Consider the following 10539-nt stretch of genomic DNA (forward strand, 5'->3'; position numbering starts at 1 on the left):
TTTTGGGGCTGCGGTATTAAAGAAAATTAGAGAAGGATTTTCGTGACATATATTTTTATGGTAAAGTAGTTGAGCAGGAAATAAAGGTACCTGTTGAGGATTTTGTTGAGACTTAGAAAGCGTAGGGAGGATTATTATGCGTAAGAGAGTATGTCTGCACAGTCGTCAGTTGGCAATGTTGTTGTTGGGGGTTGTTGCTTTTCTGTGGCTGGTGGGGATCGCCGCAGCGCAGGAGAAGTACGTCTATAAACAGATGTGGCCAAAACTCGAACAACCGTGGTATTTTAATAGCCCTGAAGGCGTAGCTGTAGATACCAGCGGTAACGTCTACGTCGCTGATACGAAAAATTACCGCATCCATAAATTCACATCCGATGATAAGTTCATCGCTAAATGGGGCAGTAAAGGCAGTGGTGATGGACAGTTTGATAGGCCTTATGGTATAACGTTAGATAATAGCGGTAACGTCTACGTTGCTGATACGTATAACAACCGCATCCAGAAATTCACATCTGATGGTAAGTTCATAACTAAATGGGGCAGTTTCGGCAGCGGTGATGGGCAGTTTGCTTACCTTCAAGGCATAACGGTAGATGGCAACAGTAACGTTTACGTTGTTGATCAAGGTAACGACCGCATCCAGAAATTCACATCAGATGGCAATTTCATTGCTAAATGGGGTAGTAACGGTAGCGGTGATGGGCAGTTTGCTTACCTTCAAGGCATAGCGGTAGATGGCAGCGGCAACGTCTACGTTGTTGATCAAGGTAACGGCCGCATCCAGAAATTCACATCAGATGGTAAGTTTATCACTAAATGGGGTAGCAACGGCAGCTATGATGGGCAGTTTGTTTACCTTCATGGCATAGCGGTAGATGGCAGCGGCAACGTCTACGTCTCCGATAGTAGTAACTCCCGTATTAATAAGTTTACCTCCGATGGCAAGTTCATCACTAAATGGGGCAGCTTCGGCAGCTATGATGGGCAGTTTATTCAACCTATAGGTATAGCGGTAGATGACAGCGGCAACGTCTACGTCTCCGATAGTAGTAACTCCCGTATTAATAAGTTTACCTCCGATGGCAAGTTCATCGCTAAATTGAATAATTGGGGCAGCGGAGATGGGCAATTTTCGAGGTCTGAAGGTATAGCGGTAGATGGCAGTGGCAACGTCTATGTTGTTGATCTAGGTAACGGTCGCATCCAGAAATTCACATCAGATGGTAAGTTCATCACTAAATGGGGTAGCAGTGGCAGCGGCGATGGACAGTTTTCTCACCCTACAGGCATAGCGGTAGATGCTAGTGGTAACGTATACGTGACTGAATATAACAACAATCGTATCCAGAAATTCACCTCCGATGGCAAGTTCATCACTAAATGGGGTGGTAATGAGCAGTTTAGTGCACCTTGGGGGATAGCGATAGATGGCAGCGGTAACGTCTATGTCGCTGATTTTTATAACGACCGTATCCAGAAATTCACCCCCGATGGCAAGTTTATAGCTAAATGGGGTAGCAGTGGCAGCGGCGATGGACAGTTTTCTCACCCTACAGGCATAGCGGTAGATGCTAGTGGTAACGTATACGTTGCTGATTTTTCTAACTATCGTATTCAGAAATTCACATCCGATGGTAGGTTCATCGCTAAATGGGGTAACAAGGGTAGCGATGAAGGACAGTTTTTTGGCCCTGCATACATATCGTTAGATGACAGCGGTAACGTCTACGTTACTGATTATGCCAACCACCGCATACAGAAATTTAGCTACGATGGCAAGTTCATCACAAGGTTTGGAGAGTTCGGCAGTAACACAGGGCAAGTTAACTTCCCAGCAGGTGTTTCAATAAGCAAAAACGGGGACATCTACGTTGCTGATAAATATAACGACCGTGTCCAGGTCTTTACCTTGAAGACATCCACAGCCCCAGACAAAGCCATAATCGTAGCCGGAAGCGGCCCATATCAAAACAACACCAACAACTTGTGGAACGCAACCCAAATGAACGCTACCTACGCATACTATACGCTTAACAGGCAGGGTTTTGACAAAGACAACATCTACTACCTCACCGCAGGCAATAGCCAGGACCTTGACAACAACGGCCTCCTGGACGACATGTACAGTGGGGTATCAAACGCCAAACTCCAACAGGCCATAACCGAATGGGCCAAGGGTGCAAATAACGTCGTCATCTACCTGACCGGCCACGGAGGAGAGGGCAAGTTCCGGATCAACGAAAAAGAAACGCTTGCATCCACAGACCTGGCCTCGTGGATCAACACGCTCCAACAGGACATAACCGGCAAGATAACCGTGGTCTACGACGCCTGCGAATCGGGCAGTTTCATAGGCGACCTCAAACCAACAACAGGCAAGGAGCGGATAAACATCACAAGCACCGCAAGCACGGAAGAGGCACTTTTCGTTAATAGTGGTACCGTATCGTTTTCATATCCATTCTGGTCGCAGGTCTCTAGTGGGGCCACGGTCTATAATGCGTTTAAGATTGCGCGAGACACCATAAACTACATGAAATGGAACCAGACCCCCAACGTCGATGACAACGGCAACGGTCTTGGCAACGAACCAGCCGATGGCAACCTGGCAGAGACCTACACCATCGGCAATGGTACCCAGTCCGCCGCGGACATGCCGTTTATAGGCTCCGTCTCCCCCGACCAGACACTCAACGGCCAGCAGTCGGCCAAGATTCGCGCCGAAAACGTCGTCACATCGGACAAGATACAGAAGGTGTGGGCACTCATCAAGCGCCCCGACTCTGCACCCTCCAATCCCGACGAACCGATAACGTCGCTGCCGTCAATTGATCTTACCGATATTGGGTCAAACGCCTACGAGGGCACATACGACTACTTTGATGTCTCCGGGGCATACGAGATCGCCGTCTACGCGATGGACTCAAAGGGCGGCCTCTCCCTGCCCAAGGCCACGACGGTCACCCAGACGGGCGGTGCATCAACCGGCCCCAAACCCGCGATCACCGCAAACGGTGCCAAAGACACAATCAACATCAAGACCACCGACACTCTTACTATCACCGTGGCGTTAGACGCGGGCGGGTTCTCCGGCCAGAACGCCGACTGGTGGCTACAGGCCTTGACGGACTTCGGGGCGTTTTACTACGATGTCGTGGGCGGTTCGTGGAGCTGGAGGCCGGGTAAAGCCGTGACGTACATGGGGCCGTTGTTCAACCTCGGTCAGACGGAGGTGCTCAGGATGTCCGGCCTGCCCGTGGGGACGTACAGCTTCAGCTTCCAGGCAGACCTCACAATGGACGGCAAGAAGAACGGCCAGGTGTACTCAGATACCGTGGCGGTCATCGTGAGCCAGTAGGGGAGACAAGAGAAAAAAAAAGAATGGAGGGCTTTGCCCCTTTTATGCCGGGGGAACTGAGCCAGGGGCGGCTCGCCCCTAGCCGACCTCTCCCGCAGACCCACCCACAAGGGAGGGGGTGGGGCACCCCCGCCACAAAAAAAGCCCCCTTGACCCCGTAAAGGGCTGGGGGACAAGTTTAAAAGTAGTTATTTTATCATAAAAGTCGGTCTGAACTTGAACTTTGGATGAAACTGACAGCCAACAAAACAGGGTTGCTTGGGAATCTCTGCTATCTGCACCGTTGTCAGACTTACATTGTATTGTACAGCTAAAAACACCGTTATTATTGTAAGGGGTCAACAAAAGGAATGTCAAGCTAGAGCAATCCCACAATCCCACGGTAAATTTGTTCTGTATACTTTGACAATGTCAGATAATAGAAAAATAGGGATTGTCTGAAATAGGATTACGCAGATTATCTGCCCTGCGACGACCGTAGGGAGCAAAGTGATCAATCATGCTTCAGACAATCCGTAAAGCATTTATACGTGGTTTCCACGATAACCGTCCAGTTCTATTTTGCTGTGACACACAAAAAATTACCCCTTGACAAGACAGATTAAAATAAGCTAACCTACTTGACGTGACATTAGTCACTGCAATGTAAATACACGAAAAATATTAAGGAGGACGTCTGACAGATGGAAGGTGTTATTGATGGCAAGATGAAGGAAAAACACCATCATCACCACGAGGTAGAACTGAGTGTTTGGCCTCTTGTTGTAGCGGTGGGAGCGTTTCTGGTACCCATTGCCTTTATTCTGGCCTTTTCCTGGGGCGTGCGGTTTTTGGGACTGCTCGTAGCGGGTGTGGCCGTGGGTACTCTGGTTGTGGGGCTGTTTGGTTGGGTGCAGGAGGTGCACAGCAAAAAGGAGGATGGTGGCCTAAGCAAGCTGGCGGTTATCGTGTTTATCATCTCCGAGGTGGCGCTGTTTGGCGGCCTGTTTGCCGGATACCTGTATACAATGCTACCGGAGGATATCTGGCCACCGGCTAATACACCTGAAGGCGTCCCCCCCCTGGCCCTTGCCGTACTACTGAGCGTGTTTCTGATCTCTTCCAGCGGCACTATGCACGTGGCAGAAGAAAAACTGGAACATGGCGATACCAACGGCTATAAGGGTTGGCTCATCTTTACCTTTATACTGGGATTTCTGTTCTTGTCGTTTATGGCCTTTGAATGGTACAAACTCATCACTCATGAGCGCTTCACAATATCAACCAACGCCTATGGGACATTCTTCTTTACCATCACCGGCTTTCATGGTTCACACGTAATTGTGGGCCTTATCATGCAGTTGTTTCTCGTAATATTGGCTTCGCAAAACAAGGTCGGCAAAAATAAACTCACCTTCAGCAAAGTGACCGGGTTGTACTGGCACTTCGTTGACGTTGTGTGGCTGATGGTCTTTTCGTTCATGTACATAATCCCATACTTTAAGGTTGGACAATAGACCGATGCCTCTGAAACTGTCTGTCCTGTCGCTGTTAATTGCCGTAGGGATATTGGCAACAAACGCCCTGGCAGCACCACCCCTAAAGGGAAAGTCTGACTTTGATCCCTCGATCCTAAAGGTCAAGGAGGATGATTTTCTCGGCAAGGTTGTACCTGACACAACGATGACCGATGATGCCGGTAACACCTTTTCACTGAGTAAGTACAAGGGTAAACCGTTGCTGTTGTCCATCATATATTTCAGATGTGCCACGGCCTGTCCGGTCCTCAATGAGGGCCTTTCTGAGGCCTTAAGCAACATCAGTCTGAGATTAGGCGATGACTATAACGTCATAACCCTGAGTTTCGATGATAAAGAGGGTCCGGCTGACGGCCAATGGTTTCGTAAAAACCTCGCGGTCAAGATGAAGGACAAGATACCGCAAGACTTCAACAAATGGGTCTTTGCCACAGCGGATGCTGCCCAGATCAAAAAGCTCACGGAGGCCACAGGCTACAGGTTCTTTTACATGGCGCAGGACAAGCTGTTTGTCCATCCCAACGTCTACATCTTCCTGTCTCCGGAGGGTGTGATAACCAGATACATATTTGGGCTGTACCCGCCCTCCATTGACATAAGACTAGCCCTTGTGGAGGCCGGACGCGGCAAGGTCGGCAAGACGCCGCTGTTAAGCTCGGTTGCCCTGGCCTGTTACAAGTATGATGCGGCCATAGGTGGATACAGGTTAGACCTGCCGCGGGTCTTTGCGGGTATAGGTGTGTTGGTGGGGCTTCTTACGGGGTTAGTGGTGTTTGTGTACTGGAGAAGTCTGAAGAAACAAAGAGCAAGAACGGCTGATTTTCAGCCATAAAGATTCAGGAGGTTAGGGAAAAATGCTGAGGACTTTTTTGAGCAGCCTTTTGGTTATGGTCTACGTTTTAGCCCCTTATGTGGCCGGAGCGGCCAGGGAGGCTTCAGACCCTGTAGATGGATGGGAGCAGCAGTTCATGATATGGTCTGTAGTCTCAACCGTGATCTACTTGATAGTGACCGTACCGCTTATCTACTTCGTAATAAAGTACAAGAGGAAGTCAAAGGACGAGGAGGGTGCCTATATCGAGGGCAACCTGGGTCTGGAGATACTCTGGACGGTTATTCCTTTAGTGATAATCGTGTTTTTGGGTGCACAGTCATGGGCGTTGTTCAACAACTACCGCAAGCCGCCAAAGGACGCCTTTGAGGCCAAGGTCGTTGCTTCGATGTACAAGTATGAGATGATATCCCCCGAGGGGATTCACACCGCCAACGAATTGAGGGTACCCGTGGGGCATGTAAAGCTCAATCTTACCAGTTCGGATGTCATCCACAACTTTGCCATACCGGCCTTCAGGGTACGTGAGGATATGGTGCCTGGACAGATGACGTACCTGTGGTTTAATGCAAAGGAGCCGGGGACGTATCAGGTATACTGTGCCGAGTTCTGTGGCACCGGGCATTCAAATATGCTCGCAAAGGTAATCGCCATGCCAAAGGCGGAGTACGCAAAGTGGGTCAGTGAAAACACCGGCCCTGAGGCTGCTGATGTCACGCCGGAGGAAAAGGGCAAAAAGCTCGCAGAAAACCTGGGCTGTACCGGATGTCACAGCGTCAATGGCGACAGCTCCGCCGGACCGACGTTTAAAGGGCTTATGGGCAGCACGGTGACACTCGCTGACGGCAAAACCCTCACTGCCGACGATGCCTTTGTCAAGGCAAAGATCAAAGACCCCAAGGCCACGCTGGTCAAGGGCTTTGACCCGATGATGCAACCAAGCAATCTCAGCGATGCCGAACTCGAGGCCATAACGGCGTATCTGAAGACTCTTAAGTAGAAAAAGACATATAAGGAGGTAATACGTTTATGACTAAGGAACCGACCGGTCTTAGGGCGTGGATATTTACGACTGACCACAAGAAGATTGGAATAATGTATCTGTGTACGGCGTTGTTGTTTTTTGTTGTCGGACTCTTGCTGGCCATCGTGATGAGGACGGAGCAGTTGAGTCAGGCAGGGAAGGTCATCATCGACGCAAAACTCTACAACGTGGCCTTTACGATCCACGGTGCTGCAATGGTGTTGTTTTGGATGATCCCCATAGTGCTTGGTTTCTTTGCCAACTATCTGGTGCCTCTGATGATCGGTGCGCATGATGTAGCCTTTCCGCGTCTCAATGCCCTGAGTTACTGGCTCTACGTGGGGGCATGTCTGATAGCGGTTTGTGCACTTGTGTTACCGGGCAGGCTCGATATAGGCTGGACGGGATATCCCCCGTACTCGATTAAAGGAGGGGCCAATGTGGCCTTTTATGTCTTTGCTGTGCACCTGCTGGGTTCATCGAGCATTGCCTCGGCCGTGAACTTCATCACCACGATAATCACGCTCAGGGCGCCGGGGATGACCTGGGGCAGGTTAAACCTCACCATCTGGGGGCTTTTGGGGGGCTTTATCATCCAGCTCGTGGGTGTGCCCGTATTAGCAGCCGCGGTGACGCTGCTGCTGTTTGACAAGTATCTTGGCACCAGCTTCTACGACTCATTCAAGGGTGGCAATCCTATCCTGTATGAGCATCTGTTCTGGTTCTATGCCCACCCGGCCGTTTACGTTGTCGCATTGCCAGTCTTTGGCATAGTCTCTGACATCATTTCGACCTTCTCACGGAAGAAGGTCTACGGATACACGAGCATGGCCATCGCTATTATGTGCATCACGGTGCTGGGATTTGAGACATGGGTGCATCACCTCTACGTGGCCGGAACCCTGGACTGGACGCGTGTAGTGTTCATGTGGGGAACCATCTTGATTGGTGTGCCCACGGGTATCAAGACGTTTAACTGGCTTGCCACTATGCACAAGGGTTCTATTGAGTTGAGTGCGCCGATGCTCTATGCCCTGGGGTTTATATCGCTCTTTACCATTGGCGGTGTAACGGGCATAGCAAACGGTCTGTTAGCCTTTGACACGCACGTGCATGACTCACACTGGGTCGTTGCGCATTTTCACTATGTGTTGGCCATCAGCATGTCGATGCTGTGTCTGGGCGGAATATACTACTGGTTTCCGAAGTTCACTGGAAAGATGTATAACGATGGCCTTGCAAAGTTCGCCTTCTGGCTGACGCTCATCGGAGCAATGATTGCCTTTCTGCCGCAGTTTCACATGGGCTACGACGGCATCCCCCGCAGGTACTGGAAGGTGCCCGTTGAGTACACCACTCACATGAGGATTGCCTCGATCTTTTCGTACATCGCCATTGTCGGGTTTTTGCTGACCATATACAACTACATACACTCGGCCATCAAGGGTGCCCCGGCGCCGGCCAACCCGTGGGGATCGAAGTCGCTTGAGTGGCAGATTCCTTCACCGCCGCCATTTTACAACTTCGAGGAAATCCCCGTCATCACCGAAGGCCCATACGAGTACGGTAAGCCAAAGTAACAAGATAAGAAGAAAAAGAAAAGAAGGGGGCGGCTTCGCTTCTTGACGCTCCAGGTCGCACCTGGCCCCCTTCAGATCCCCCCCACAAGGGGACCAGTCCCCCACTGAGCCGGGGGAACTTAGCCGGGGGCGGCTCGCCCCTCGCTGACCCCTTGACCCCATCCTTGCCCTTCGTGCATCTTTAACGACATATAAACCTCCTATCGCAAGATTGACAAGTGGTAGAAAAAGAGTTATAATAAATTAATGTAAATGGACACAAATCTTTATAGCATAAATCAGTGGTTATTTAAGGGGTCACAACTCCTATTAGTTAATCAAATATATATATGCTATAGAATGAAAAAGAAAGGAGCATAGATGCGATGGTTTTGATAGCACCTTCAATACTTTCAGCAGACTTCTTGCAGTTGAGAGCGGATATACTGGCATCCATGGAGGCCGGGGCCAATATGTTCCACATTGATGTGATGGATGGTAGTTTTGTACCAAACATAACGGTTGGTCCGTTCGTTGTGCAGCAAATAAGGAGGGCAACGGTTCTCCCGCTTGACGTACACCTGATGATAGAGTCTCCGGATAGATATCTGATGGACTTCATCAGGGCCGGTTCCGACACCATCACTGTCCACTTTGAGGCAGACAGGCACTTGCACAGAAACGTAACCTTACTAAAAGAGGCGGGTTGCAAGGCCGGTGTTGCCATAAACCCCGCCACGCCCATTGAATCCCTGACGGAGATACTGCCGGATGTCAATGTGGTGGTCTTGATGTCGGTCAATCCCGGCTTTGGCGGACAGGAGTTTATACCTCGGTCTATTGAAAAGATCAGGCGTCTCAAAAAACTTATTAACCAAATGGAGCTAAAGACCCTCATAGAAGTAGATGGCGGGGTGGGGCCGAAAAATGCCGCAGAGATCATACAGGCCGGGGCCGATATCCTGGTTATGGGGTCGGCATTTTATAAGTCAAAGGATTACAAAGAAACCATTCGTGCCGTAAGGTCGGCTTAGGCCTCCAATGGCTACAGCCTCTGATTTAAAGTCTCTGGCTGATGAGCAGCGGCTAAAGGGTAATTACAAGGCCGCCATTAAGTACTATCGTCAGGCCATAGATATCTCCACCAAGAGGGAGACCGCCAAAACGGGAGGCTCCAGGAGAGGACAACAGGCAGATATATCGCATGAGGCAGGTGGGCCAGGCAAACATTTGCGTCAGATAGTGGATGCCCAGGTGGGTCTGGCCCTTGCACGCAGGGCACTGGGGCAGTGGAAGGAGGCTCTCACCGCCCTGCAACAGGCAAGACAACACTACTGCGACACCAGCGATAGGGCCGGTATTGCCTTCAGCCTCTGGGCGGAGGCCGGTACGTTGCGTGTCAAGGGCGATATCCCCGGTTGTATTGAGCTGTTTAAGCAGGCAATGGAGCAGTTTACGAAGCTGGGTGATGAATCGGGCGTGGGGTACTCTCTGTGCGGCCTGGGCGGTGCTCATAGGATCGAAGGTTCATATCAGACCTCGTTTGACTACTACAGCAGGGCAAACACCCTGTTCTCCTCCCTGGATGACCGTTTTGGTACTGCATATTCCTTTTGTGGTATGGGCAATGCCCTCAGAATGAAGAACGAACTCAAAGAGGCAAAGGACTACCTGCACAGGGCGCTGACCCTCTATGGCAAGATTGGTGACATTGTCAGTTCGGCCTACACGCTGTTAAGCCTCGGTCTGTTGTATACGACAACAGGGAAGTATGAAATGGCTGAGAGCTTTTTTGACAAGGCACAACAACGCTTTAAAGCCACCTCTGATGCGCGTGGGAGCATTTATGCACTTCTTGGCAGGTGCCAGTTAGGCCATTTGACCAATCCCGGCGCAGACAACGCAGCGCTTCTGGATAGGGCGTTACAGTATGCCAATCAGTATGACTTTGCGGTTGAGAGGTGTCATTGCATAAAGCTAGGTGCGGTACTGAAGGGTATCACGACTGATTGCCATGAGCAACTGAGGATTGCCAATGTGGGTGAGGCATTACCCCTGGACATCCCCTGAGAGAGTTGTGAGGCTATAGACCAACCCTCGTAAATACCCCGCTGTTAATTATCATAAGAAGTAATACCTAACCGGTAGTTAAAATATCTTCCTTCTCTTTGTGAAAATTATCATGACCTTCAACCAATATTCTACTGAGTTGACCTGACGATATATCAACACCAAACTCATGAAGTTGT

General features: G+C 50.2%; 7 protein-coding genes. All 7 read left to right on the plus strand.

Annotation, left to right across the window (positions count from 1 at the left end; translation table 11 throughout):
- Positions 1-136: 136 nt before the first annotated feature.
- The 7 genes from HWQ67_RS07025 to HWQ67_RS07055 all read left to right on the plus strand — a co-directional run bounded on the left by HWQ67_RS07025 (position 137) and on the right by HWQ67_RS07055 (position 10360).
- Positions 137-3358, plus strand: a complete 3222-nt coding sequence (locus tag HWQ67_RS07025; protein WP_218251970.1) for a 6-bladed beta-propeller — start codon at positions 137-139, stop codon at positions 3356-3358.
- 683 nt (positions 3359-4041) lie between these two features.
- On the plus strand, positions 4042-4854 hold the full coding sequence (locus tag HWQ67_RS07030) for a cytochrome c oxidase subunit 3 (RefSeq protein WP_218251971.1): 813 nt from the start codon (positions 4042-4044) through the stop codon (positions 4852-4854).
- 4 nt (positions 4855-4858) lie between these two features.
- Complete coding sequence (locus tag HWQ67_RS07035) at positions 4859-5707, plus strand: SCO family protein (protein WP_218251972.1); 849 nt, start codon at positions 4859-4861, stop codon at positions 5705-5707.
- 22 nt (positions 5708-5729) lie between these two features.
- On the plus strand, positions 5730-6707 hold the full coding sequence (coxB, locus tag HWQ67_RS07040) for a cytochrome c oxidase subunit II (protein WP_218251973.1): 978 nt from the start codon (positions 5730-5732) through the stop codon (positions 6705-6707).
- Between the two features lie 29 nt (positions 6708-6736).
- Positions 6737-8311, plus strand: a complete 1575-nt coding sequence (locus tag HWQ67_RS07045; RefSeq protein WP_218251974.1) for a cytochrome c oxidase subunit I — start codon at positions 6737-6739, stop codon at positions 8309-8311.
- Positions 8312-8676: 365 nt separating this feature from the next.
- Complete coding sequence (gene rpe / locus HWQ67_RS07050; protein ID WP_218251975.1) at positions 8677-9324, plus strand: ribulose-phosphate 3-epimerase; 648 nt, start codon at positions 8677-8679, stop codon at positions 9322-9324.
- Between the two features lie 7 nt (positions 9325-9331).
- Positions 9332-10360: a tetratricopeptide repeat protein gene (locus HWQ67_RS07055; protein WP_218251976.1), complete on the plus strand. Its 1029-nt coding sequence runs from the start codon at positions 9332-9334 to the stop codon at positions 10358-10360.
- Positions 10361-10539 lie beyond the last annotated feature (179 nt).

Source organism: Candidatus Magnetobacterium casense (assembly GCF_019173545.1).
Taxonomy (GTDB): domain Bacteria; phylum Nitrospirota; class Thermodesulfovibrionia; order Thermodesulfovibrionales; family Magnetobacteriaceae; genus Magnetobacterium; species Magnetobacterium cryptolimnobacter.